The sequence below is a fragment of the Rhodobacter viridis genome (assembly GCF_003217355.1).
Classification (GTDB): Bacteria; Pseudomonadota; Alphaproteobacteria; order Rhodobacterales; family Rhodobacteraceae; genus Rhodobacter; species Rhodobacter viridis.
This window is the reverse complement of record NZ_QJTK01000005.1, coordinates 165443-190838: the sequence shown is the minus strand read 5'-3', so window position 1 is coordinate 190838 and position 25396 is coordinate 165443. Positions and strand designations below refer to the sequence as shown.

The following is a 25396-nucleotide window of genomic DNA, read 5'->3' as shown; positions in this document are numbered from 1 at the left end:
GGGTGCGCAAGCGCAAATATTCACCCTCTCTCGACACATTTCATCGGCGCCGCTAAAGAGTGCCCATGACCGATGACACCCCCAACCGGAAAACAGCCCCTGAAGCCACGCGCGAAGAGCGTCTGGCCGCCGCCCTGCGCGCCAATCTGACGCGGCGCAAGGCTCAGGCGCGGGCGCGCTCCGCCGAGGGGGACAGCAACGATACGGCCGCAAACGGCCCGGAGGAGTGAGCGAGTGGACAGCATCCTTGTGCGCGGCAACGGGCCGCTGAGCGGGCAGATCCCGATTGCGGGCGCCAAGAACGCCTGTCTGGCGCTGATGCCCGCGACGCTGCTGTCCGAAGAGCCGCTGACGCTGACCAATGCGCCGCGGCTGTCCGACATCCGCACGATGACGCAGCTTCTGGCCAGCCTTGGCGCCGAGGTCACCGCGCTGCAGGAGGGCAAGGTGCTCGCCACCTCGTGCCATGGCGAAATCAACCCGCGAGCCGATTATGACATCGTGCGGAAGATGCGGGCCTCGAACCTCGTGCTCGGTCCGCTGCTGGCGCGCCTTGGCCATGCGGTTGTCTCGCTGCCCGGCGGCTGTGCGATCGGCGCGCGGCCGATGGACATTCACATCGATGCGCTGGCGGCCCTTGGCGCCGAAATCGAGCTGAAGGAAGGCTATCTGCACGCCAATGCGCGCGGCGGGCTGAAGGGCGCGGTGCATGAGATGCGCTTTGCTTCCGTCGGCGCGACCGAGAACTTCCTGATGGCGGCAACCCTTGCCAAGGGCACTTCGGTGCTGAAAAACGCCGCGCGCGAGCCGGAAATCGTTGACCTCGCCCGTTGCCTGCGCGCGATGGGCGCGCAGATCGAGGGCGAGGGCACGGCGGAAATCACCATTCAGGGCGTCGACCGGCTGCATGGCGCGACTCACCCGGTCGTCACCGACCGAATCGAGCTCGGCACCTACATGCTCGCCCCGGCGATCTGCGGGGGCGAGGTCGAATGCCTTGGCGGTCGAATCGAACTGGTCGAAAGCTTCTGCGAAAAACTCGATGCGGCCGGGATCGCGGTCGAGGAAACCGCGCGCGGGCTGAAGGTCAAACGCAAGAATGGCCGCATCCGCGCCGTCGATGTGGTGACCGAACCTTTCCCCGGTTTCCCGACCGATCTGCAGGCGCAGATGATGGCTTTGCTGTGCACCGCCGAGGGGACATCGATTCTCGAGGAGCGAATCTTCGAGAATCGCTTCATGCATGCGCCCGAACTGGCCCGCATGGGAGCACGGATCGAGGTGCATGGCGGTGTTGCAAAAGTGCACGGCGTCGCGCGTCTGAAAGGCGCCCGGGTGATGGCAACTGATTTGCGGGCCTCGGTTTCCTTGATTCTGGCCGGGCTGGCCGCCGAAGGCGAGACTGTGGTCAGTCGAGTTTACCACCTTGATCGCGGCTACGAACGGGTAGAAGAAAAGCTGCGCGCTGTCGGGGCGCAAATCGAACGGGTGAAGGGCGAATGAGCCGGGATGCACGGTTTGACGACGGGGCCGAAGGGCCACTGAGCCTGCGCGCGGAAAACGCCGAGGATCTTGGCGTGCTGGCCGCGCTGGTTCAGGATGCCGTGCTGCCGGTGACCGAGATCCGCTACGAGGCGAAGGCCCGGCGGCTCTCGATGCTGATCAACCGCTTCCGCTGGGAGGACAAGGCGCAGGCCGAGGCCGAAGGCCGTCCTTACGAGCGGGTGCAGTCGCTTCTGGTGCTCTCCGACGTGACCCAGGTCGCCTCGCAGGGATTCGACCGGAAGGAGGCGGACCTGGTGCTGTCGCTGCTCGACATCGTGTTCGAGCCGGGCCCCGAGGGGGCAGGGCGCGTGGTGATCACCCTTGCGGGGGATGGTGCGATTGCTGCCGGGGTCGAGTGCTTGTCCGTCGATCTGCGGGATGTGACGCGGCCCTATCGGGCCGTTTCGGGGCAGGCACCGAACCACCCAGAATAGAAGGCCCAAGATCATGATCCGTCCTGCCCGCTCCGAGGAACTCACGGTCCTGTCGGAGGTGATCGGCGCGTCGATCACCGCGCTGTGCCGCGCCGATCACCGGGACGATCCGGAACGTATCCGGCCCTGGGTCGCGTCGAACAGCCCGATGACGCTGAATTCGATCCTGCATGACCCGGCGCAGCGGCTTTTCGTCGCCGAACCCGAGACCGGAATCGTTGCCGTGGGCGGGATCGACTGGCGCCACCAGCCGGATGGGCAGGGTCGGATCCGGCTGCTTTTTGCCGCGCCCGAGGCGCAGGGCAAGGGCTGCGGTCGCGCCCTTCTGGCGGCGCTGGAAGAGGAATTGCGGGCCCATGGCCGCGTCGAGGCGCGGCTGACCGCGACCAACACCGCGCTGGCCTTCTATCGCAGCCAAGGCTGGCAGATGGACGACCGCGGCGGCGGTGGCTGGCTGCTCGGCCATCCGCTGCGCAAGCGCCTGATCTGAAAGGCCGCGCTCGGCCCTAAGGGCAGAGGCGTATTTGTTCCAAGAAGAAACGGCATGGGTTTCTTCTTGGAACAAATACGCTCTTGCGCGATGGATGCCGCAGGGGCGGGCCGCGCGCGAAGCTTGCCCCGCGTCCCGCTTCGCTCTATCCCCTTGGTCAAGAAGGAGCCCCCGATGCCGCATTTCCTGACCACCGACGCCGATGATTTCGAGACCCGTTTCACCGCCCTTCTGGGGATGAAGCGCGAGGACAGCCCCGATGTCGATGCGACGGTGGCGGCGATCATTGCCGAGGTGCGCGACCGCGGCGATGCGGCGGTGATCGACTACACGTCGAAATTCGACCGGCTTGACCTGACCCCCGAGACGTTGGCGTTTTCGAAAGCCGAGATCGCCGCGGAAATCGCGCGCGTGCCCGCGGCCGAGCGTGCGGCGCTTGAACTCGCGGCCGAGCGGATCCGCACCTATCACGCCCGGCAGATGCCGGTGATGGAAGAACGCTGGACCGAGGCCTCGGGCGCGGAACTCGGCTGGCGCTGGTCGCCCGTCTCGGCGGCGGGGCTCTATGTGCCGGGGGGGCTCGCCTCCTATCCGTCGTCCGTGCTGATGAACGCGATCCCGGCCAAGGTGGCGGGGGTGGAGCGGCTGGTGGTCGTCTGCCCGACGCCCGGTGGCGCGGTCAATCCGCTGGTGCTCTTGGCGGCCGATATCGCCGGGGTGGACACGGTTTACCGCATCGGCGGCGCGCAGGCGGTGGCGGCGCTTGCTTACGGCACGGCGACGATCGCGCCCGTGGACAAGATCACCGGGCCGGGCAACGCCTTCGTCGCCGCGGCGAAGCGGCGCGTCTTTGGTCGCGTCGGCATCGACATGATCGCCGGGCCCTCGGAAATTCTGGTCATTGCTGACGAGACCGCGAACCCCGACTGGGTGGCGCTTGATCTGCTGAGCCAAGCCGAACACGACCAATCGGCGCAGGCGCTGATCCTGACGCCCGATGCGGGTTTTGCGAAAGCGGTGACCGCGGCGGTGGAGAAGCGGCTGGAAACACTGGAGCGGCGCGCGATTGCCGGGGCGAGCTGGCGCGATTTCGGCGCGGTGATCGTGACCCGCGATCTGGCCGAGGCGGCGAGGCTCTCGAACCGCGTCGCCCCCGAACATCTGGAGCTTTGCGTCGCCGACCCCGAGGCGCTGTCGGCCCAGATCACCCATGCCGGCGCCATCTTCCTGGGCCAATGGACCCCGGAGGCGATCGGCGATTATGTTGGCGGGCCGAACCACGTTCTGCCCACGGCGCGCTCGGCGCGGTTCTCGTCGGGCCTGTCGGTGATGGATTTCCTCAAGCGCACGACGCTGGCCAAGATGACGCCCGAAGCCCTGCGCGCCATCGGCCCCGCGGCAGAGACGCTGGCGATTTCGGAAAGCCTGCAGGCGCATGGTCTTTCCGTCCGCGCCCGCCTCGATGCCCTGAATGAAAAGGGGACAGAATGAGCCGCATCACCCGTCTCGAGATCGACGATTCCGGTCTGCCCGCGCCGACGCCCGAAATCGAACAGGAGCGCCGCGTGGCGGTCTTTGACCTGCTCGAAGACAACAGCTGGGTGATCCCCGGCCGCGACGGCGCCCCCGCCCCCGAGGGGCCCTTTGCGCTGACGCTCGCCGTGCGCGACGGGCGGCTTGTCTTCGATACCTGTCTGGAAGGGGGCGACAAGGTGGCCGAGTTCCACCTGAGTTTCGGGCCATTCCGGCAGGTGGTGAAGGATTATTTCCAGATCTGCGAAAGCTATTTCGAGGCGGTGAAGAAGCTGCCGCCGAGCCAGATCGAGGCGGTCGACATGGCCCGGCGCGGCATCCACAACGAGGGCGCGCGGGTGCTGCAAGAACGTCTGACCGGCAAGGCCGAGATCGACATCGACACTGCGCGGCGGCTCTTCACCCTTGTCTGCGTCCTGACCCCGGTGAGCTGATGGGCAAGCTTCCCAACGCGGTCCTGTTCTGCTGCGACCACAACGCCACGCGCTCGCCGATGGCCGAGGGGATGATGAAGCAGTTCTACGGCCGCGAGGTTTATGTGCAGTCGGTGGGGGTCAAGGCCGACCTTGATACCGACGGTTTCGCGATCGCGGTCTGTTCCGAAATCGGCGTCAACCTTGAGCGACATCAGGCCAGAAGCTTCCATGAACTCAAGGAGATGGGCGACGATCTGGGGGCCTTCGATCTGGTGATCGCGCTGTCGCCTGCGTCCTATCATCAGGCGCTTGATCTGACGCGGCTCTATCATATCGACGTCGAGCACTGGGCGATCATGGACCCGACGGGGCTGGGCGAGGGGCGCGAGGCGCGGCTGCATTACTACCGCCAGACCCGCGACCAGATCCGCGATCATATCTTGGCCCGTTTCGGTCAGCCCAAGGCCTGAGCCTTTTCCGCCCGCTCTGCCAGCAGTTCCGGCAGATGCGTCTCGATCCAGTCGGTCAGCGCAAAGACCCGCGTTGCGATTTCCCAGCCCGCAGCCGTCAGGCAGTAATCGACGCGCGGCGGCACCTCGCCGTGATCGTGCCGGGCCACCAGACCGTCCGCCTCCAGCACCTGCAGCGTCTGCGCCAGCATCCGCTCGGAAATCCCGCCAATGCGGCGGCGCAGCTGCGCGAATCGCAGCGTCTCGCGCCCCAGCGCGACCATCACGAGGCCCCCCCAGCGCGAGGTGACATGTTGCAGGATCTGCCGCGACGGGCAGTCCCGCGCCAGAACATCGCCACGCGGCAGCTCTGCAAGGACGGCGGGAGGGCTGTGCATCTTTTTTGGATACTTACATTTATGTGGGTACTTACGTTTTGATAGCGCATGCGGCTAGATCGGGCAAGTCACAACGAAGGAACTTGCCATGACCATCGCCGTCTCTGCCGCCACCGGCCAACTCGGAACCCTTGTGCTTGCCGCGCTGAAAGCCCGCGGCGCCACCCCCGTCGCCCTTGCCCGCACGCCCTCGAAAGTGACGGGATACGAGGCGCGGGCCTTCGATTACACCGCCCCCGATGCGGCAGCTCTGGCGGGCGTCGAGGTGCTGGTGCTGATTTCCTCGAACGATTTCAACGACCGCGCCGGGCAGCACGCCAAGGCGATTGCGGCGGCCAAGGCCGCGGGCGTGGGGCGGATCGTCTATACGTCGATCCTGAAGGGCGAGGCCTCGCCGATGGTGATGCTGGCCTCTGACCACGTCGCGACGGAGGCCGCGCTGAAGGCTTCGGGCGTCGCCTACACGATCCTGCGCAACGGCTGGTATACGGAAAACCTGACCGGCAATCTGGGCGCGGCGCTGGAACACGGGGCGCTGATCGGGGCGGCGGGCGAGGGCCGGTATGCCGCCGCGCCGCGGGCCGATTTCGCCGAGGCTGCTGCGGTGGTGGCACTGGAAGCGGGCCACGAGGGGCAGGTTTACGAACTGGCGGGCGATACTGCCTTCACCATGGCGGAGCTGGCGGCCGAGGTGGCGAAGCAATCGGGCAAGCCCGTCGCCTATGTGAACATGACGCAGGCGGACTATGCCAAGGCGCTCGAAGGTTTCGGCCTGCCCGCCGCCTTTGCCGCGACGCTGGCCGAATGTGATGCGGTGACCGGCACGGCGGGGGCGCTTTACGACGAGGGCCATCGGCTGTCGCGGCTGATCGGGCGCCCGACGACGCCGATGGCGGAAACCGTGCGCGCGGCGCTGGCGTAAGCTGACATCGGGTCGGGCGGAGAAGGAAAGGCATCGCCTTTCCCCGCCCGAAGCGACCACGGCGCAGCACGACCGTTTCCGCAAGCGTGACAGAGGCCGGCGCCTGCCCCGGCGGGCGAGAAGCGCCCGCCATGGGCGGGGCGGGCGCTGGCCGGGACGCTTTGGCGCCCCGGCGGTCACGGGGCCGATGTGCCGCATGACCTCGGCGATGGCCTCGGTCAGGACCATGCCGCTTTTCGCCCATTCCCTGCCGGTTCCAAGGTTTGACCAAACAGGCAGGCCATGCCACAGATGGGGCAACAGATGGAGGATCCGATGCCCCGCGCCGCTGCCCTTGCCGTGATTTCCACCTATTACGAGGCCTTCAACCGGGGCGACACCTCGGCGATGGAGGCGCTGCTGACCGAGGATTTCGAGCATCACGTCAACGAGGGTCAGATCCGCCGCGGCGTCGAAAAGTTCCGCGCCTTCAATGCTCACATGACGCGCTGCTACCGCGAAAAGCTTGCCGACATCGTGGTGATGGCGAATGATGCGGGCACCCGCGCGGCGGCGGAATTCACCGTGCATGGCAGCTACATCGCCACCGACGACGGCCTGCCCGAGGCGCGCGGCCAGAGCTACATCCTGCCCGCCGGCACCTTCTTCACCCTGCGCGGCAATCAGATCCAGCGCGTCACCACCTATTACAACCTCGCCGACTGGATCCGTCAGGTCAGCTGATGCAGACCCGGGTTCTGACCGGCCCTGCGCTGGATGCCGCGCTCGAGGATGTGGCGCGGCTGCGCATCGCCGTCTTCCGCGACTGGCCCTATCTTTACGAGGGCTCGCTGGACTACGAGCGGCGCTATCTGGAAAGCTACCGCACCTCGCCGGGCGCGGTTGTCGTCGGCGCCTTCGACGGGCCGCGGCTGGTGGGGGCTGCCACCGGCACGCCGCTCGAAGATCATGCCGAGGATTTCGCCGCCCCCTTTGCGGCGACGGGCCTCGCTCTGACCGCCGTCTTTTACTGCGCCGAGTCGGTGCTTTTGCCCGAATATCGCGGACGCGGCCTTGGCCATGCCTTCTTCGACGCCCGCGAAGCCCATGCGCGGGCGCTTGGCCGCAGCCATTCGGCCTTTTGCGCGGTGATCCGCCCGGCCGATCATCCCCTGAAGCCAGGCACTTACCGCCCGCTGGATGCGTTTTGGCGCAAGCGCGGCTATGCGCCCCTGCCGGGCGTGATCGCGCATTTCCGCTGGACGGATGTCGGCGCGGCGGGCGAGACTGAGAAACCGCTGCAATTCTGGGGGAAGCCGCTGTGAGACATGTCACCATCGCCGCCGCGGCCTATCCGCTCGACTGGGCCGAGGACTGGGCCGCCTATGAGGCGAAGACCCGCGCCTGGGTGCAGATGGCGGCGTTGAAACAGGCCGATCTGCTGGTGTTCCCCGAATATGGCGCGATGGAACTGGCTGCGCTGGGCGGCGCCGCGGTTGCCGCCGATCTGACCCTCGCGGTCGAGGAAGTGCTGCGCCACCGCGCCGCGATGGAGCGCCATTTCGAGGGTCTTGCGATCGAATTCGGGCTTTACATCCTCGCCCCCTCGGGGCCGGCGCAGGACGGGCTGGAGTTGCGCAACCGTGCCGTTCTGTTTGGTCCTTCGGGGCGGATCGGCCATCAGGACAAGGCGATCATGACCCGGTTCGAGCGCGAGGACTGGAACATCGGCCCGGGGCGGGGACTCACCCTCTTTGACACCGGCATCGGCAAGATCGGCATCGTCATCTGCTACGACAGCGAGTTTCCCCTTTTGTCGCGGGGGCTGTGCGAAGCGGGGGCGGAAATCCTTCTGGCACCCAGCTGCACCGATGCGGCGGCGGGCTACAACCGGGTGCGGATCGGGTCGCAGGCGCGCGCCTTGGAAAACCAGTGCGTGACGGTTCAGGCGCCCGTTGTGGGGCTGGCCCCCTGGTGCCCCGCCGTCGATGAAAATCACGGCGCCGCAGGGATCTACGGCCCGCCGGACGAGGGCTGGCCCGATGATGGGGTCATTGCCAAAGGGGTCTATGACGAACCCGGCTGGGTGGTCGCGACGGTCGATCTCGACCGGGTCACACATAGCCGCCGCGACGGTTCGGTGCTGCTTTTTCAGCACTGGTCCGAGCAACCCTTGCAAGCGGTGCAGATCCGCACTGTGGCCGAATCCCCCCGCAAATCTTGACATTGCCCTTGAATTCTGCCTTTAGCGGGCGCAAAGAAAGCGCGCCCGCCGCATCCGTGCGGGTATCCCCCAATGGAGTGACCATGGCCAAGGAAGAAATGCTCGAATTCCCCGGCGTCGTGAAGGAACTCCTGCCGAACGCGACGTTCAAGGTCGAGCTGGAAAACGGCCATGAGATCATCGCGCATATGGCAGGCAAGATGCGGAAGAACCGCATCCGTGTTCTGGCTGGCGACCGGGTGCAGGTGGAAATGAACACCTATGACCTGTCCAAGGGTCGCATCAACTACCGCTTCAAGTGAAGCTTGTCCTCGGATCGGCCAGCCCGCGTCGGCGCGAGCTTCTGGGTCAGCTGGGCCTGACCCCGGCCGAGGTCCGCACTCCCGACATCGATGAAACCCCGGAGCGCGGCGAGGATGCCCGCGCCTATGTCGCGCGCATGGCCCGCGAAAAGGCGGCGGTGCTTGAGTGCGCGGCCGACGAGGTGATCCTGACCGCCGATACCACCGTCACCTGCGGGCGCCGGATTCTGGGCAAGCCTGCCGATGAAAAGGAAGCGGCCGAGTTTCTGTGGCTGCTGTCGGGGCGTCGCCACCATGTGCTGACCGCCGTTGCCGTGCGCACAAGCGCGGGTTTGCGCGAGCGGCTGGTGGATACGGTGGTGAAATTCCGCCCGCTCTCGAACACGGAAGTGAACGGCTATCTCGCCTCAGGCGAATGGCAGGGCAAGGCGGGCGGCTATGCGATTCAAGGTCTTGCCGGGGCCTTCATCCCCTGGATTCAGGGGTCGTTCACCGGCGTCGTCGGCCTGCCGCTGGCCGAGACTGCCGTGCTGTTGCGCGCGGCGGGCATTGCCCCGGGAGAACAGGCATGAAGGGTCGGATCGTGATTCTGGGCGCGGTCGGCGGTCTGGAAGCCGCTGCGCTGATGGTCGATGGCCAGCTGGAAGATCTGCTCGTCGATGTCTCGGACGCGATGGCGCTGGCCCCCGGTGCCATTTGCCGCGCCAGGATCGAGCGGCCGATGAAAGGGCAGGGCGGTCTGTTCGTGGCGCTTCCGGGCGGCGAAAAGGGCTTTCTGAAAGACGCCAAGGGACTTGCGCCGGGGCAATCGGTGCTGGTGCAGGTCTCGGGCGGGGCGGAACCCGGCAAGGCGGTTCCGGTCACGCTGCGTCTTCTGTTCAAGGGCCGCTACGGCATCGTCACCCCGGGGGCGCCGGGGCTGAACGTCTCGCGCCGCATCCGTGAGGAAGACACCCGCGAGGGTCTGCAAGCTCTGGCGGGCGTGGTGATGGACGGCTCCGAGATGGGCCTCATTCTGCGCTCGGCCTGCGAGGGCGCCGAAGACGGCGAGATCGTCGAGGATATCGCGGGCCTGCGCGAGCTGGCCGAGGCGGTTCTGGCCGATGTGGACGGTGCACCGGAATTGCTGGTCGACGCCCCCACGCCGCATGAAGAAGCCTGGCGCGAATGGGCCGATCCCGCCCCCGACGAGGTGGTCGAGGGCTTCGAGGATCACGGTGTTCTGGAAGCGATCGATGCGGCGCTGAACCCGCGCGTCGCCCTGCCCGGCGGCGGTCACATGATGATCGAGCCGACGCGCGCGCTGGTCGCCGTCGATGTGAACACCGGCGCGGATACCTCGCCCGCCGCGGCGTTGAAGGCCAATATCGCCGCCGCCCGCGATCTGCCGCGGCAGCTGCGGCTGCGGGGCTTGGGCGGTCAGGTCGTGGTCGATTTCGCGCCGATGCCGAAAAAGGACCGTCTGGTGCTGGAACAGCAGTTGCGCGCGGCCTTCAAGACCGAGGCGGCGGAGACGAGCCTTGCGGGCTGGACGCCGCTTGGCCTTTACGAGCTGGTGCGCAAGCGTGATCGGGTGGCGCTGGCGGCCCTGCTTGCGGGGCGGACATGAGCTGTCCGATCTGCGGCAAAGAGAGCGAGGCGAAATACCGCCCGTTCTGCTCGAAACGCTGCGCCGATGTCGATCTGGCGCGCTGGCTGAACGGCAGCTACGTCATCCCCGGCGACATCGCCGAGGAAGAGGAACGCCCGGCAGAGGATGGCGCCGGGCCGCTGCAATAGGCGCCTCAGCGGGGCGCGATCGCCTCGGCGAGCTCGGCCAGCCGCACCGGTTTCGCCAGAAAGAGCATGTCGCAGTGCTTCTGTTCCGGACAGCCGAACGAAGCTTCCTCGAAGCCCGACATCAGCACGATCTGCGCCTGCGGGAAGCGCTCGCGCACGAGCGCCGCCAGATCGCGCCCCTGCATCTGGCCGGGCATCACCACGTCGGAAATCAGGATATCGGGGCAGACCCCGTCCTCGATCAGCGCCAAGGCCGCATCGCCCGAACTGGCCGCATGGACCACGTGACCGCTGCGGCGCAGGAAGATCTGCAGCAGTTCCAGCAGCTCGCGCTGATCTTCGACCAACAGCACACAGCGCGGTTTCGCAATCGGGGCAGGCGCGGGGCGGTTGGCCGGGGCGGGGGGCTTTGGCTGGGCGGGACCATCGTCGAGCGGCAGCAGCATCCGCACCTCGGTGCCCGCGCCTTCCTGACTGTCGATCTGCAATGCCCCGCCTGATTGCGCGGCAAAGCCCGCCACCATCGAGAGCCCGAGCCCGGTGCCTTCGCCCACGGGTTTCGTGGTGAAGAAGGGCTCGGTCACCCGGCCGATCATCTCGCGCGCGATGCCGTGGCCGTCGTCGCGCACGGAAAACATCACCCTGCCGCGCCGACCGCTCGGCAGTCCGGGGGCAAGCGTGCAGCTCAGAATGATCCGGCCCCGCCCCTCGATCGCATCGCGCGCGTTCAGCACCAGATTGAGCAGCGCCGTCACCAGCGTGCCCTCGTCCACCCGTACCGCGGGCACGTCGGGATCGACCAGGGTGTCGATGGCGATGCGTTCGGGAATGAGCCGCCGCGCCATCGTCTCGACCTCGGCGATGACCGCGGGCGGATCGACGCGGCGCGGCTCCAGATGTGATTTGCGCGCGAAGGAGAGCACCTGCCGGATCAGCGACGCGCCGCGGTCCGCGGCAGCATGCGCCCGATCCAGTTGCGCCGCGATCCGCGCGGGGTCGCGTTCGTCGCGCGCAAGATCGAGCGTGCCGGTGATGACATTCAGGATATTGTTGAAATCATGCGCCATTCCGCCCGCAAGATTGCCAAGCGCCTCCATTTTCTGCGACTGCACCAACTGCTCGCGCGTGACCAGGTGGCGGCGATGGGCGCGGGCGGCTTGCAAGAGCGCGACGCCAAGATAGACGATGATCGCCGAGGCAACGACCCAGACGGTGATCGCCTGCGCCGGGGTCGGCGTCTGGCGCGCGATATGCCCGGCAATCAGGGCGATCGCCACCGCATCGGGCGCGACGAAACAGAGCGCCAGATACCAGATCTGGGCGCGCACCAGAAAGATGTTCAGGATCGAGCCGAGCAGCAGCACCGTGCCGGTGAAGTGAAAGGCCTCGTCCTCCTGCATCCACAGATAGACCGGCATCGCGGCGAAGACCGCCCCGATCGCCAGATGCGCCGCCAGAACGGCGGGCAGCGCGAAGGGACTTTCGCTGTTGCGCAGGCGCCGGGTGATCTTGCGTTCGACGGTGATCAGACCGAAGTGCAGCGCAACCCAGAGCGGGATGCAATGCAGTCCCGTCGCCATCCAGGCAACGGCCCCGGTGAAGGTGATCAGAACCACCTGCGCCGCGAATTCCATGCGTGTACGCCGCGCGACCTCGAGGATTTCGCGGATTCTCAAATTTCTTTGCGCCTTTGGCATGCGCAGCCTCAATCAACTAAACAACCAACATATGCCGTTATGGCACCCGCGGACCAGCCGCGGTCCGAACGCTCATGACGGCGACTGTAACCGCAAACCTGTCCTTTTGGCCATGTCGATGGTGCCGCGGGGGGAAAGGCGGCTGGCGGGCGGGCCGATCCGTCCCTATTGTGGCGCGGGGGAGGCCTGCGGCATGGTGAAGATTCTGATCGTCGATGACGACCCGGACGTGCGCGACCTTGTGCGTTACGAACTCGAGGCGCGCGACTGGGAGGTGGCCGAGGCGGCAACAGCGGCCGAAGTGGCGCCTGTGCTGGCGGCCGGGACGCCCGATCTGATCCTGCTCGATCTGCGCCTGCCCGATCAGGACGGGCTGACGCTCGCGGCGCGGCTGCGGGCGAGTTCCTCGATCCCGATCATCATGCTGACCGGGCTCGGCGGCGATGTCGACCGGATCGTCGGCCTCGAGATGGGCGCCGATGATTATGTGGTCAAACCCTTCAACCCGCGCGAGTTGGTGGCGCGGATCAAGGCGGTGCTGCGCCGCGCGGGCGCGGTGGCGGTGCCGGTCGAATTGACCGAGCATGACCGGCGCAGCTTCGCGGGCTGGGTGATCGATCTGACCGCGCGCACGCTTGAAACGCCCGCGGGGCAGGGGGTGGCGCTGACCAATGCGGAATTCCTGCTGCTTGAGGCCTTTGTCCGCGCCCCGCGCTGCGTGCTCAGCCGCGATCAGCTTCTGGAACGCACCCGGGCGGACGGCGGTGAAGTTTTCGACCGCACCATCGACGTGCTGATCCTGCGGCTGCGGCGCAAGATCGAGCCCAATCCGCGCGCGCCGCAACTGATCCGCACCGAGCGCGGCGCGGGTTATGCGCTCGATGCCGACGTCCGGCGGCTCTGACGTTCCAGACTGACCCGGATCGCGGCGGCCAGAACCTCCTCGGGGACGGGTTTGCGCAAGAGGTTCGGCAAATCCGCCCCCGCCTTGCCCGGCGCGCCCGAGGTGAACAGCACCGGCAGATCGGGGCGCAGCACTTGCGCCTTTTCCGCCAGCGCCCGACCGTCGAGCCCCGGCATGGCCAGATCGGTATAGAGCAGGTCGATCTCGGGGATTTCGCGCAGCATCTCGAGCGCCGTCAGCCCGTCGGGCGCGGTGACGACGGCATGGCCCAGACGGCGCAGCTGATCGGCGGTGATCTCCAGCAGGTCGGCATCATCATCGACGGCCAGAATGCAGGCCTCGGCGGTGTCCAGCCCCTCGGGGCGCGCGGGGGCCTCGGGGGCGGTGCTCTCCAGCAGCCGCAGGCTGACGCGGGTGCCCGCGCCCGGGGTGCTGTCGATCGCCACCGTGCCGCCCGATTGCCGCACGAAGCCATAGACCATGGACAGCCCCAGCCCGCTGCCCTTGCCCACCGGTTTCGTGGTGAAGAAGGGCTCGAAGACCTGATCGAGCAGGTCGGGCGGAATGCCCGCGCCGGTATCCGCGACCGTCAGTTCGACAAACCCATCCGCGGCGCGGCGGGTGGTGACGATGATCTCGCCCGTGCCCTCCATCGCGTCGCGGGCGTTTACCGCAAGGTTCATCAGCGCGTTTTCCAGTTGCCCCGGATCGACGCGCACCCGCGGCAGATCCTCGGCCAGATCGGGGGTGATCTGCATGCCCGAGCCAAGGCTTGATTGCATCAGATCGAGCATCCCGCGCACGAGGCCGTTCAGATCGACATTCTCCGGCGCAAGGCGCTGGCGGCGGGAGAAGGTCAGCAACCGGTTGATCAGCCCGGCGGCGCGGTTGGCGGCGGAAAGGCCGCGCTCGGCGCGGGCCTTCAGCGCGGGGCTGTCCGCCAGTTCGCGCGCGAGGATGTTCAGGTTGCCGATGATCACGGCGAGGATGTTGTTGAAATCATGCGCAATCCCCCCGGTCAGCTGGCCCACGGTCTCGAGCTTTTGCGCATGCAAGAGCTGGCTTTGCGTCGCCCGGCTTTCGGTCACATCCATGTGGATCGTCGCAAAGCCGCCCATCGGGATCGGGTTCGAGCGCAGTTCCAGCACCCTCCCCGAGGGGAAGCGCATCTCGAGCCGCTGCGGCTCGGCAAGGCGGCGCGGCACAATCTCATCAAGATCGACCGGCGTGCCATCGGGCAGGCTGGCCTGCACCCCGCGCGCCGCAAGCATCCGGTTGATCTGGCCGATCGTCGGGGCGGCGCCGACCGCCTCGGCGCTGAAATCATGCAGCGCCAGATATTGCGGGTTGAAGGCCACCAGTCGCCGGTCGCGGTCGAAGACGGAAAACCCGTCCTTCATCGTCTCGAAGGTGGCGATCAGCAGGCTGGAGCGTTCCGCCAGTTCCCGGTCGAGCTTTTCCACCCGCGCCGAGTTTTCGCGAAAGACGGTGAAGGCGCGGGCGAGATCGCCGATCTCGTCGGCGCGTTCGGCGCCGGGCACGGTCGCATCGCGTTCCCCGGCGGCGAGCCGCACCATCGCCGCCGTCACCCCGCGCAGATTGCGCGAAAGCGGCCGGATCACCATGAAATAGGACACGCCCCCCGCCATCAGGATCACGGCGAGGGCGATCGAGGCGAATTGCGTCGTGCGTTCCAGAATTGTGCGGCGCAGGCCCTCGGTCACCTCGGCGGTGGTGCGGCTCGCCGCGATCACCCGGGCATCGACCGCGGCTTTCAGATCGGCGGCGCGCGAGGCCGCGGCGCGCAGATCGGCCTCGGCGGCGGTGCGGGCGCGCATGTCCTCGGCCTGCAGATCGAAGATGCCGCCCGGCGCGGCTTGCGCCCGGAAGGCCGCCAGCGCCCGGCCGAATTCGGCGCGCAGGCCCGAGGGCAGGGCGGCGCCGGTGCTGTCAAGCTGCGCCAGCGTGCGGCGATAGGCGGCGCGGCCGTCTTCCAGCGCCTGCGGGTCGCGGGCATCCCCCGCCAGCAGCAGGTCCGACATCGCCCGGTCGGTCAGCCGTTCGGCCGCCAGAAGCGGCGCCTGCGAGCGCACCGCGGTGCGGTAGATCTCGGGGTCGGGCAGGATCTGCCCGCCGGTGATCGCCTCGACCGCAAGGATCGAGGGGCCGAGCAACTGGCGCAGAAAATCCTGTTCCGCCAGCATCTTCGCCCGCTCGGTATCGCGCAGCCGCGCAAGCCCGCGCAGCCGGTCGAGATCGGTCGAAAGCGCGCGCAGCCGCGCCGCGAGATCGGCGGACAGGGTCGCGATCTGATCGGAGGTTTGCGGCGCAGCCGCCGCCCGCAGCGCCTGCGCCTGAGCGGCAAAGGCGGCCAGATCGGCGTCGATGGCGCGTTGCGCCTCGGTCAGCGCCTCGGCGGTGCTCGCGGCCATCAGGCTCGCGCCGCGGCTTTGCAGCCGGTCGCCGATGCGGGCGAGCCGCAGCGCCGCCGTCATCGCGGGCACGTCGCGCCCGGTCACCGTTTCTGCCGCCTCGCCGATCTGATCGAGCGCCCGGATCGCCGCAACGCCCGCCAGCGCCATCGCAAGGGTCGAGACGGCGACGATCAGCAAAAGCCGCCCCTGAATCCCGCGCCAGAGGGTCATGGCGCGACCTCCAGCCCCATCGCCTCGCGGTAGTGGCGGCGCTGGCTCGCCCGGCCCAGACGGTCGGTGATCCGGTCCCAATCCGCCGCTGCCGCCGCCAAGGCCGCCTCGGGCGTCATCTCGCCCGCCAGCACGCGACCAATGCGGGCATCGAGCGCCGCCATATAGGCGGGATAGCCCGGCAGACGCAGATCGGGCGCGGTTTGCGGTGCCGACAGGCTTTCGCGCAGCACGGACAAGTAGTCGGTTGCCGCCTGCGCCCCCATCAGCTTCGACCAGCCCGCGGTATCCTCCAGCTGCGAGAGCCGATAGGGGTTGAAGCCCGAGGCGCCCGACATCACGTCTTTCGCCGCCCGCGCCGGATCGGCCATGAAGGCGATGTAATTCCAGGCGGATTTCGGATCGCCGGCAGCGCGCGGCACGACCGCGATCCAGCCGCCGAACGCCAGAAACGGCACCGGTCGCGGCGCTTCCAGCCTGTCCCAGCGCTTCGTCGCCGGGTTCCAGACCTCCTTCGTGCCGGGCAGGGCGAAGAACCCGACCCGGTCGCGAATTTTCGAGCTGGCCGGATCGGTCGCCACCGTGCCGATATCGGACCAATCCAGCGCCATCGCCGCCTTGCCCGCAGCAAACTCCGTGCGCACGCCATGACTGGGCAAGGCAGGGCCCGGTGCCGTGGAAATCGCGTCAAGGTAGTCATGCAGCGCCCGCACCCAGGCCGGGTTGTCGATCTCGGGCGCCATCGTCTCGGGGTCGAAGAAGAAATGCCCCGGATGGTCGGGATGGGCGGTGTAGGCGGCGGCGTGGGAAAAGAGCGACCAGAGCCGCTGACCATTCTCGGCCGAGGCTTCAAGCGTGCCAGAGACGCCGCGGGCATGGAAGAAGGCCGCGATGTGATCGTACTCCGCCCATGTCCGCGGCGGTTCGAGGGCGTGACCCGTCTCTGCCCGATACGCCGCCTGTGTCGCGGGGTCGTCGAACAGATCGCGCCGATAGGCCCCCATGTGCAGATCGCCGTCGAGCGTCACCGCCAGCCATTGGCCGCGCCAGCGCATCTGCCGGTCGCGATAGGCGGGGTGGATGCCCCGCACGAGCGGACTTTGCACAAGCGCCTCGGGCACCGGCATCAGATAGGGCGCCACATCGGGCAGCCAGTCGGCGGGCAGGATCAGCACATCGGCGGGGGGGCTGCCGGTGACGAAGCCCATCATCACCTCGCCGTAAAGCGCATCGAAGGGGCGGGGGGTGACATGCACCGCGACGCCGGTTTCGCGCGCAAATTCCGCCCCGTGCGCGATGGCCGGTCCGGCAATCGGGCCACCATCACGGGTCAGCACCTCCAGCGCCTCGGCGCGGGCGAGGCTCAGCGCCAATATGACAATTGTTACAAGCCGGGCCGTCACGGGCGACATACTCCATTCATCTGCCGGGCGCTTCGTCCCTTCAAGAGCATCGCACATCCGATGCCGAGGAGGAACCGTGATACCCCTGACCAGCGAACTTGTGGCCATCGGCAAGACGGCCACCGACAAGGCCGACGCCATCGCGCAGGCCGTGGACCTGCTCACCGCCGCGGGCAAGATCGATCCGCGCTACGGCCAGAGCATGATGGGCCGCGAGGCGGTCGCGAATACGTTTCTGGGCAACGGGATCGCGATCCCGCATGGCCTGCCGCAGGACCGCGACCTGATCCATGACACGGCGATTGCGGTGGTGCAGCTGCCCGCGGGCGTCGAATGGGCGCCGGGCGACACGGCGCGGCTCGTCGTGGCGATTGCCGCGAAATCGGATGAGCACCTGCAGGTGCTGAGCAACCTGACCGACGTTCTGGGCGACGAGGCCGAGGCCGAGCGGCTGGCGACGACGCTGGACGCCGCCGTGATCGTCGCGCGGTTGACCGGGGCCGAGCCGCCCGCGCCGCGCCCGGAGGCCGCGCCCGAGGATTTCGCGCAGGGCTTTGATGTGGTGGTCCGCGGTGCGCATGGGCTGCATGCCCGGCCTGCGACCACGCTTGTCGATCTGGCCAAGGGCTTTGCGGCCGAGATCCGGGTGCGCAATGGCGCCCGGGTGGCCAATGCGAAAAGCCTGATTTCGCTTCTCAATCTGGGGGCCGCCCAAGGCGCCGCCCTGCGCATCAGCGCCGAAGGGGAGGATGCGACGGCGGCTTTGGCCGCGATTGCCGCGGCTTTCGAAGCCGGGCTTGAAGAGGAAGAAGACACCGGTGCGGCGGCCCCCGAAGCCGCTACGCCCGGTTTGACGGGGGCGGGGGCGTCGATGGCATCCTACGAGGGGCGCACCCTCGTTGGCATCTCCTCCTCGCCGGGCTACGCGCTTGCCCCCGTCTTCCGCTTTGCCCGCGATGAGGTGGTTTTCGACACCGATGCCGCCGATGCCGCGTTCGAAAACGACCGTCTTGAGGCCGCGTTGCAGACCGCCTGGCACGAGTTGGAAGAGCTGCACGACGAGGTCTGGAAGAAATCCGGCCCCGCCCGCGCCGCGATCTTCCGCGCGCATCAGGAATTTCTGCACGACCCGGAAATGGTCGAGGCCGCCAAGGCCCTGATCGGGCAGGGCCGGTCCGCCGGCTTTGCCTGGCATCAGGTCTTCAGCGAACGCGCCGACATGCTGGCGTCGATGAAGGATGCGGTGCTGTCGGGCCGGGCGATCGACCTGCGCGACGCGGGCCAACGCGTGCTGCAACATCTGGGCACGGTGCAGACCGGCGAAACCCATCTGCCCAGCGTGCCCTGCATCTTGCTCGCCGATGACCTGACGCCCTCGGACACCGCGCGGCTTGACCCCGCGCTGGTGCGCGGCCTTGCCACCGCGCAGGGCGGACCGACCTCGCATACTTCGATCATCGCCCGGGCGCTGGATATTCCCGCGGTCGTGGGCGTCGGCGCGGGGCTTCTCGATCTGCCGACGGGGACCTCCGTGCTGCTCGATGGCGGCGCGGGCGTGATCGTCGTCGCCCCCACGGCCACCGACATTGCCAAGGCCGAAACCGCGATGGCGGCGCTGAAAACCCAGCGCGAGGCCGAGGCGCGGGAACGCTACAAGCCCGCGCTGACGGTGGATGGCGCGCGCGTCGAGGTGGTGGCCAATATCTCGGACGTGGCCGAAGCCGTCGCCTCGGTCGAGGCGGGCGCCGAGGGCGTGGGGCTTCTGCGCACCGAATTCCTGTTCGTGAACCGCGAGGCGCCGCCGAGCGAAGACGAGCAGGTGGCGATCTATTCCGCCATGCTGGAAGCGCTGAACGGGCTGCCGATCATCATTCGCACGCTGGATGTGGGTGGCGACAAAGAGATCCCCTATCTGCGCATGCCCGTTGAACAAAACCCGTTTCTGGGCGAGCGCGGCATCCGCTTTTGCCTCAGCCACGAAGACCTGTTCCGCACCCAGTTGCGGGCGATCTACCGGGCGTCGGCGAAGGGGCATGTGCGCATCATGTTCCCGATGATCGCGATGGTGCAGGAACTGGACACCGCGCGGCGCATCGCCGAGGAGGTCCGGGCCGAGGTCGGCGCGGAACCGGTCGAAATCGGCATCATGATCGAAATTCCGTCTGCCGTGATGATGGCGCCGGAACTGGCGAAACGGGTCGATTTCTTCTCGATCGGCACGAATGACCTGACGCAATATGCGCTGGCCATGGACCGGATGCATCCGGTGCTGGCGAAACAGGCCGACGGGCTGCATCCGGCCGTGCTGCGGCTGATTGACTTCACTGTGCGTGCGGCTGATGCGGCGGGGATCTGGGTTGGCGCTTGCGGTGGCATCGCGGGCGATCCGATGGGGGCGGCGGTGCTCTCGGGGCTTGGGGTGCGGGAATTGTCCGTGTCCATCCCCGCCGTGGCCGGGATCAAGGCGCAGTTGCGCCGGTCCTCGATGGCGGAAAACCGCGATCTGGCGCGCCGGGCATTGGCCGCGGTCGACGCCGCTGAAGTGCGGGGGCTGAAATGAGCCCCCGGATCGCGACGGTTTCGCTCAATTCCGCCGTCGATCAGACGGTCACCGTGCCGGGCTTCACCGCCGATGCGGTGAACCGGGTTGCGGCAAGCCGCGTCGATGCGGGCGGCAAGGGGGTCAATGTGGCCTCGTTCCTTGCGCATTTTGGCCATGAGGTGGCGGTGACGGGCCTGCTGGGCCTTGAAAACGAGGCGCTTTTTGCGCGCCATTTCGCGGCGGCGGGGCTGGTGGATGCCTGCCTGCGCCTGCCCGGCGCGACGCGGACCAACGTCAAGATCGTCGATCCGCTGCAAAATCAGGTCACCGATCTGAACTTTCCGGGCATTGCGGCCGGGCCTGCGGACCTCGACGCCGTGGCCGCGAAATTGACCGACCTGCTGGCGCAGGGCCTCGATTGGGTCGCGCTCTGCGGCAGCCTGCCCGAAGGGCTGGGGCCGGAGGCTTACGCGCATCTGACCGCGCTCGCCCGAAAGGGCGGCGCGCGGGTGGCCGTCGACACCTCGGGTCCGGCGCTGGCCCTGGCGCTGGCGGCTTGCCCCGACATCGTGAAGCCGAACACGGCGGAACTGGGCGCGCATCTGGGCCGGGATCTGGCCAACCTTGATGCGGTGATGGCCGCCGCCCGCGATCTGATCGCCGAGGGTGTCGGGCTTGTCGCCGTCTCGATGGGCGAGGCCGGAGCGGTGCTGGCGCGGGGCGACGAGATCGCGCTCGCGATCCCGCCCGCGACCGAGATCGCCTCCACCGTGGGGGCGGGGGACGCGATGGTGGCGGGGCTGATCCATGCCGCGACGCTCGGCCTGAGCCTTGACGACACCGCCGCGCTCGCCACCGCCTTTTCGCTTGGTGCACTCGGCGAAATCGGCCCGCATCTGCCGCCGCAAGCGCGCATCGCCGCGCTTGCCCGCACCGTCACCGTCAAAACGCTGTCGCGCGTCTGAGCCGAAGCGGAGGAACCCATGTCGAAGATCGTCGCCGTGACCGCCTGTCCCACAGGCATTGCGCATACCCATATGGCCGCCGAGGCGCTGAGTGCCACCGCCGCGCAGATGGGCCACGACATCCGTGTCGAACGCCAATCCGCCCAAGGCGTCGAAGCGCCGCTGCATGTGGCCGAGATTGCCGCCGCCGATGTGGTGGTGATCGCCGCCGACATCCGCGTCGAGGATGTGCGCTTCATCACGAAACCCGTTTACCGGACCTCGACGAGCCGCGCTGTCACCCAGACGTCCGCGGTTCTGGCCGAAGCCCTTGCCTTAGTCGGAGAGGAGACCCCGCAGATGACAACCCAAACAGGCCAAAAGCCGCTCAAGGTGGTGGCGATCACCTCTTGTCCGACCGGCATTGCGCATACCTTCATGGCGGCCGATGCGCTGAAGAAAACTGCCGCCGCGCGCGGCTGGGAGATCGCGGTCGAGACGCAGGGCTCGGTGGGGTCGCAAAACGCGCTGACCGAGGCGCAGATCAAGGCCGCCGATCTGGTGGTGATCGCGGCCGATACCCATGTCGATGACAGCCGGTTTGGCGGCAAGAAGGTCTACAAGACCTCGGTCGGCGCGGCGGTGAAAGGCGCGGCCAAGGTGCTGGATGCAGCCGTGGCCGAGGGGGTGGTGCTGGGCGCCAATCTGGCCGATACCGTCGATGCACTGAAAGCGAAACGGGCGGCGAGCCGCTCGGGCCCCTACATGCACCTGCTGACCGGCGTGTCCTACATGCTGCCGCTGGTGGTCGCCGGTGGTCTCTTGATCGCGCTCTCTTTCGTCTTTGGCATCAAGGCCTTCGAGGTCGAGGGCACGCTGCCCGCGGCGCTGATGGCAATCGGTGGCGGCGCGGCCTTCAAGCTGATGGTGCCGGTTCTGGCGGGCTTCATCGCCTATTCGATCGCCGACCGTCCCGGCCTGACCCCCGGTCTGATCGGTGGCATGCTGGCGGTGAACCTGAACGCCGGTTTCCTTGGCGGCATCGTCGCGGGCTTCCTGGCCGGCTACGTTGCGCGCTGGCTGCGCGACGCGATCCAGCTGCCGCGCACGCTTGAGGGCCTCAAACCCGTCCTGATCCTGCCGCTGCTGTCGACCGCGATCACCGGGCTGGTCATGGTCTACATCGTCGGCACGCCGGTCGCTGCCCTTCTGGCCGCGATGACCGCCTTCCTGCAAGGGCTTGGTACCACCAACGCCGTCGTCTTGGGCCTGATCCTCGGTGGCATGATGGCCGTCGACATGGGGGGCCCGATCAACAAGGCCGCCTATACCTTCGCCGTCGGCCTCTTGACCTCGAACACCTATGCGCCGATGGCCGCCGTGATGGCCGCGGGCATGACGCCTCCGCTCGGTCTGGCGCTCGCCACTCTGGTTGCGAAGAACCGCTTCACCGCCGAAGAGCGGGAAGCCGGCGGCGCCGCCGCGGTGCTCGGTCTGTCGTTCATCACCGAAGGCGCGATCCCCTTTGCCGCGAAAGACCCGGCCCGCGTGATCCCCTCGATCATCGTCGGTTCGGCGATCACCGGGGCGCTGTCGATGGCGCTGGGCTGCCTGCTTGTCGCACCGCACGGCGGGATCTTCGTCCTTGCCATTCCGAATGCGGTGACCAACCTCGGCCTTTATGCGCTCTCGATCGTTGTCGGCACGCTGGTGACGACGGGCCTGCTGATCGCGCTGAAAAAGCCGCTGTCGTCGGATGAGGCCGCCCGCGCCTGATCTGCAAGGGGCGAGAAAACAAAGCCGACGGTCCGCGGGCCGTCGGCTTTTTCATGTCGCGACATGACAAGGATACTCGCTAAAATGCCTTTGAAATTCGACGTCTAACGGCGAAATCGCAAGAATTGCTTCACCGCTTTCGGTGCAGGCTGCCCGGGTATTTCAGGGCAGGCCGTTCACGACGATTGACACATCGTCCGCGTTCGTGTCCGACTTCCCCTGAACCCGGAACACACGCGAAAAGCGACCATGCCTGCCAGACTGGTTCACCACTTCACTGCTTTTCGGGTCGCCGCGGCCTATGCGCTTGTTGGCGCACTCTACATTCTGACCAGCGACCACATGCTGGCTGCGATTTCCGGCGATTATCAACAGTATCAATCCTATCAGACCTTCAAGGGCTGGGCTTTCATCGCCGTCACCTCCTTTGCGCTCTGGGCCGTGCTGCGGGGCACGCTTTCCCAGCTTGAACAGTCGCTTGATGCGGTGTCGCTCGCCGAAGATCGCCTGCGCGGTGCGCTGGATGCGGCCGGGGGGTGTGACTGGGAAACGGCGATCGGCCCGGATGGCGATCTGACGATCCGCGCCTCGGGCTTCCTTGCCCGCACCGTCGGTTTTCCCGAAGGCGTCGTGATGCCCGCCTCGGCGCTTCGGGCGCTGATCCATCCCGATGATGTCGAAAGCTATGATGCCCATATGGCGCTGCACCGCGAGGTCTTTGCGGGCAAGCTGGTAGCGATCCCGCCGCAGACGCATCGCATACGGGGGCAGAGCGGCGAGTATCGCTGGATCAAGGTGGTCACCGATGTCGAAAGCAGTCGCCGCGACCCCGGTGGCAAGCTTTTCGGCTTTGCCCTCGATGTGCATGAGCAGCAGGAGGCGATCCGCGGCCTTGCCGATGTGATCGCGGGCGGCGAGGTCGGCACCTGGCGGCACGACCTGCGCAGCAATCGGCTCTTCGTCAACGACCGTTGGGCGGCAATTCTCGGCCGCAAGCTGGAGGACCTGCCCGCGCCGCTGATGATCGACGACTGGCGTGCGCTGGTTCACCCTGATGACGTTGTGCGACTGAACACCGCTCAGGAGCCGAAATTCCGCAGCCGGGACTATTTCTTTACCGAAGAATTCCGCATGCGTCACGCCGATGGCCACTGGGTCTGGATCCTCTCGCGCGGCCGCGCGGTCGAGGTCTCGGAGAGCGGCGAGGCGCTGGTGCTGTCGGGCGTGCATGTCGATATTTCGCGCCGCAAGGATCTTGAGGCCGAGCTGATCGCGAAAAGCGATTTCCTGCAACGCCTGACCGAGACCTCGGTGTCCGGCATTCTGGCTTTCGATCCCTCGGGGGTCATCGTTTTCGCGAATATGGAGGCGGAGCAGATCCTCGACGTGACCGGGGCGGGGCTCGTCGGGCGCAATCACACGGCGCTCGGCCGGCTTTATGGCGCGCGCGACCGTGGCACCGGCACCGGCTTCCCGTTCGAGCGCGTGGGGCGGGGGGGCGAGACGCTGCACGACCTGCGGCTGACGCTGCCCAATGCCGACGGAAGCGAGCGGGTGATTTCGGTCAACGCCGCCCCGATGGAGTCGCGCGGCGGGCCGGTGCAGGTGGTCTGCTCGGTCTCCGACATCACGCAACGGCTGAATGATGAACGGCGTCTGGCGCAGGCCGCCGAAGAGGCGAGCCATGCCGCCACGCATGACGCGCTGACCGGGTTGCCGAACCGGGAATCCTTCCGCGCGCAGGTCGCCCCGGCGCAGGCGCGGGCGCGCGGCACGGGCGAGCTGTTGCAGCAGGTTTTCCTGTCCATCGACCAGTTCCAGCAGATCAAGGACCGGTTCGGGCCGCAGCTTGGCGACCGGGTGATCTGCAAGGTCGCCGAACGGCTCGAGGCGCTGCGCGAACCCGACCAGCTTCTGGCGCGGGTCGGCGCCGAGGAATTCACCTTCCTGCGCCGCTGCCGCATCGCCGAGGAGCCCGAGCGCGCGACCCGCGCCCTTGCGGCGGCCTTTGCCAAACCCTTCGAGATCGATGGCCAGCCGCTTTATCTTTCGGCCTCGATGGGGCTCAGCCTGTTTCCGATGGATGCCCAGACGCCCGAGGAAATGTGGCTGAACGCCGATCTGGCGATGTATGAGGCGAAGGCGCTCGGCGGCAACCGCGCCGTGCCCTTCACGCCGAAGTTGCGCGACCGGCTCGCGCGTGAGGCGATGATCGGGCAATCGCTGCAACGGGCGATCCGCGACGGCGCCTTTGCGCTTTACCTGCAGCCCAAGGTCAGTCTGCTGGAAGAGGGCCGCCTTGCCGGGGCCGAGGCGCTGGTGCGCTGCACTGATCCGGCGCTGGCGGGCATCGGCCCGGACATCTTCATGCCGATCGCGGAGCGATCCGGGCTCGTGCGCGACATCGACTTGCTGATGATCGACCTTGTCGGCGCCTTCCTTGCCGAACTGCGCGGTCGCGGCCAGCATCTGGGCATCTCGATCAACCTCTCGCCCGAAAGCCTGCGCCGTGTCCGGTTCGGCGACGCGGTGCTGGCCCATCTGAGCGCCGCGCAGCTCGGCCCAGAGGATGTGTTGTTCGAAATCACCGAAGGCGCGGTCGTCGATCTGAATTCCGACGCGCGCGACAGCATCGAGGCGCTTCTGGTCGCGGGCTACGAGCTCTCGGCCGATGATTTCGGCACCGGCTATTCCTCGCTCAGCTATCTGCAGAAGCTGCAGCTGAAAGAGCTGAAGATCGACCGCAGTTTCGTGTCGCGGATCTCGCTTGATGACGGGGCCTCCGATGCGATCGTGCGCGCGACGCTGGCGATGGCGGCGGCCCTTGGCCTGCGCACGGTCGCCGAGGGCATCGATACGCCCGCGCAGGTGGTCTGGCTGCGCCAGCATGGCTGCGATCTGGGGCAGGGGTATCACTTCGGAAAGCCGCTTCCGGCCAAGGAGTTCATCGCGACCTTCCTTGGCCCCGACGGGGTGCGCTGGAGCGACGTTGCGCTTGGCTGAACGCCGAAGAA

24 protein-coding genes are annotated in these 25396 nt (G+C 67.5%); 20 read left to right on the top strand and 4 right to left on the bottom strand.

Going from position 1 to position 25396, the window contains the following annotated elements; all coding sequences use genetic code 11:
* Positions 1-65 precede the first annotated feature (65 nt).
* The 7 genes from C8J30_RS18585 (at position 66) to C8J30_RS09150 (ending at position 4888) form a co-directional block, all read left to right on the top strand.
* The gene (locus tag C8J30_RS18585; RefSeq protein WP_181420823.1) at positions 66-230 is read left to right on the top strand and encodes a hypothetical protein; all 165 of its coding nucleotides are present in this window, start codon (positions 66-68) and stop codon (positions 228-230) included.
* 4 nt (positions 231-234) lie between these two features.
* Entirely contained in the window at positions 235-1503 is a 1269-nt protein-coding gene (gene murA, locus C8J30_RS09175; RefSeq protein ID WP_110805539.1) for a UDP-N-acetylglucosamine 1-carboxyvinyltransferase, read from the top strand.
* Positions 1500-1979 carry a DUF2948 family protein gene (locus C8J30_RS09170; RefSeq protein ID WP_110805538.1) on the top strand — a complete coding sequence of 160 codons (480 nt, stop codon included), beginning with the start codon at positions 1500-1502 and terminating at the stop codon, positions 1977-1979. The genes murA and C8J30_RS09170 overlap by 4 nt, the downstream gene beginning before the upstream one ends.
* Positions 1980-1992: 13 nt before the next feature.
* Positions 1993-2469, top strand: coding sequence for a GNAT family N-acetyltransferase (locus C8J30_RS09165; RefSeq protein WP_110805537.1), 477 nt, complete (start codon positions 1993-1995; stop codon positions 2467-2469).
* A gap of 174 nt (positions 2470-2643) precedes the next feature.
* On the top strand, positions 2644-3960 hold the full coding sequence (hisD, locus tag C8J30_RS09160) for a histidinol dehydrogenase (protein ID WP_110805536.1): 1317 nt from the start codon (positions 2644-2646) through the stop codon (positions 3958-3960).
* Positions 3957-4436 (top strand): UPF0262 family protein, encoded by a 480-nt coding sequence (locus C8J30_RS09155; RefSeq protein WP_110805535.1) that lies wholly within the window; start codon positions 3957-3959, stop codon positions 4434-4436. The genes hisD and C8J30_RS09155 overlap by 4 nt, the downstream gene beginning before the upstream one ends.
* Complete coding sequence (locus C8J30_RS09150) at positions 4436-4888, top strand: arsenate-mycothiol transferase ArsC (protein WP_110805534.1); 453 nt, start codon at positions 4436-4438, stop codon at positions 4886-4888. The genes C8J30_RS09155 and C8J30_RS09150 overlap by 1 nt, the downstream gene beginning before the upstream one ends.
* Here the strand turns inward: C8J30_RS09150 and C8J30_RS09145 are convergent.
* Complete coding sequence (locus tag C8J30_RS09145) at positions 4873-5265, bottom strand: winged helix-turn-helix transcriptional regulator (protein ID WP_110805533.1); 393 nt, start codon at positions 5263-5265, stop codon at positions 4873-4875. The two genes, C8J30_RS09150 and C8J30_RS09145, sit on opposite strands and share 16 nt — an antisense overlap.
* Before the next feature lie 88 nt (positions 5266-5353).
* Here C8J30_RS09145 and C8J30_RS09140 point away from each other — a divergent pair, with 88 nt between their 5' ends.
* The 8 genes from C8J30_RS09140 (at position 5354) to C8J30_RS09105 (ending at position 10471) form a co-directional block, all read left to right on the top strand.
* A complete protein-coding gene (locus C8J30_RS09140) occupies positions 5354-6187 on the top strand; it encodes an NAD(P)H-binding protein (protein ID WP_110805532.1) in 834 nt (277 codons plus the stop codon).
* A 315-nt stretch (positions 6188-6502) separates the two neighbouring features.
* Positions 6503-6910 carry a ketosteroid isomerase-related protein gene (locus C8J30_RS09135; protein WP_245909741.1) on the top strand — a complete coding sequence of 136 codons (408 nt, stop codon included), beginning with the start codon at positions 6503-6505 and terminating at the stop codon, positions 6908-6910.
* Positions 6910-7491, top strand: coding sequence for a GNAT family N-acetyltransferase (locus tag C8J30_RS09130; protein ID WP_110805531.1), 582 nt, complete (start codon positions 6910-6912; stop codon positions 7489-7491). The genes C8J30_RS09135 and C8J30_RS09130 overlap by 1 nt, the downstream gene beginning before the upstream one ends.
* Entirely contained in the window at positions 7488-8390 is a 903-nt protein-coding gene (locus C8J30_RS09125; RefSeq protein WP_110805530.1) for a carbon-nitrogen hydrolase family protein, read from the top strand. Before C8J30_RS09130 ends, C8J30_RS09125 begins: the two co-directional genes overlap by 4 nt.
* Before the next feature lie 83 nt (positions 8391-8473).
* Positions 8474-8692, top strand: coding sequence for a translation initiation factor IF-1 (gene infA, locus C8J30_RS09120; RefSeq protein WP_013068259.1), 219 nt, complete (start codon positions 8474-8476; stop codon positions 8690-8692).
* Entirely contained in the window at positions 8689-9264 is a 576-nt protein-coding gene (locus tag C8J30_RS09115; RefSeq protein ID WP_110805529.1) for a Maf family protein, read from the top strand. The genes infA and C8J30_RS09115 overlap by 4 nt, the downstream gene beginning before the upstream one ends.
* The gene (locus C8J30_RS09110; RefSeq protein ID WP_110805528.1) at positions 9261-10301 is read left to right on the top strand and encodes a ribonuclease E/G; all 1041 of its coding nucleotides are present in this window, start codon (positions 9261-9263) and stop codon (positions 10299-10301) included. Before C8J30_RS09115 ends, C8J30_RS09110 begins: the two co-directional genes overlap by 4 nt.
* Positions 10298-10471, top strand: coding sequence for a DNA gyrase inhibitor YacG (locus tag C8J30_RS09105; RefSeq protein ID WP_110805527.1), 174 nt, complete (start codon positions 10298-10300; stop codon positions 10469-10471). The genes C8J30_RS09110 and C8J30_RS09105 overlap by 4 nt, the downstream gene beginning before the upstream one ends.
* Before the next feature lie 5 nt (positions 10472-10476).
* On the opposite strand, the gene C8J30_RS09100 is transcribed toward C8J30_RS09105, so the two are convergent.
* Positions 10477-12105: an ATP-binding protein gene (locus C8J30_RS09100; protein WP_181420822.1), complete on the bottom strand. Its 1629-nt coding sequence runs from the start codon at positions 12103-12105 to the stop codon at positions 10477-10479.
* Between the two features lie 175 nt (positions 12106-12280).
* Here C8J30_RS09100 and C8J30_RS09095 point away from each other — a divergent pair, with 175 nt between their 5' ends.
* Positions 12281-13072 (top strand): response regulator transcription factor, encoded by a 792-nt coding sequence (locus tag C8J30_RS09095; RefSeq protein WP_342767529.1) that lies wholly within the window; start codon positions 12281-12283, stop codon positions 13070-13072.
* On the opposite strand, the gene C8J30_RS09090 is transcribed toward C8J30_RS09095, so the two are convergent.
* The gene (locus tag C8J30_RS09090) at positions 13039-15717 is read right to left on the bottom strand and encodes a hybrid sensor histidine kinase/response regulator (RefSeq protein ID WP_110805525.1); all 2679 of its coding nucleotides are present in this window, start codon (positions 15715-15717) and stop codon (positions 13039-13041) included. The genes C8J30_RS09095 and C8J30_RS09090 overlap by 34 nt on opposite strands.
* Entirely contained in the window at positions 15714-17129 is a 1416-nt protein-coding gene (locus C8J30_RS09085; protein WP_110805524.1) for an ABC transporter substrate-binding protein, read from the bottom strand. The genes C8J30_RS09090 and C8J30_RS09085 overlap by 4 nt, the downstream gene beginning before the upstream one ends.
* A gap of 67 nt (positions 17130-17196) precedes the next feature.
* Between C8J30_RS09085 and ptsP the strand changes: the two genes are divergently transcribed.
* The 4 genes from ptsP to C8J30_RS09065 all read left to right on the top strand — a co-directional run bounded on the left by ptsP (position 17197) and on the right by C8J30_RS09065 (position 25385).
* On the top strand, positions 17197-19680 hold the full coding sequence (ptsP, locus tag C8J30_RS09080) for a phosphoenolpyruvate--protein phosphotransferase (protein ID WP_110805523.1): 2484 nt from the start codon (positions 17197-17199) through the stop codon (positions 19678-19680).
* The gene (gene pfkB / locus C8J30_RS09075; protein WP_110805522.1) at positions 19677-20627 is read left to right on the top strand and encodes a 1-phosphofructokinase; all 951 of its coding nucleotides are present in this window, start codon (positions 19677-19679) and stop codon (positions 20625-20627) included. Before ptsP ends, pfkB begins: the two co-directional genes overlap by 4 nt.
* Before the next feature lie 18 nt (positions 20628-20645).
* Entirely contained in the window at positions 20646-22382 is a 1737-nt protein-coding gene (locus C8J30_RS09070) for a PTS fructose-like transporter subunit IIB (RefSeq protein WP_110805521.1), read from the top strand.
* Between the two features lie 249 nt (positions 22383-22631).
* Positions 22632-25385 carry a putative bifunctional diguanylate cyclase/phosphodiesterase gene (locus C8J30_RS09065; RefSeq protein ID WP_110805520.1) on the top strand — a complete coding sequence of 918 codons (2754 nt, stop codon included), beginning with the start codon at positions 22632-22634 and terminating at the stop codon, positions 25383-25385.
* Positions 25386-25396: the final 11 nt, after the last annotated feature.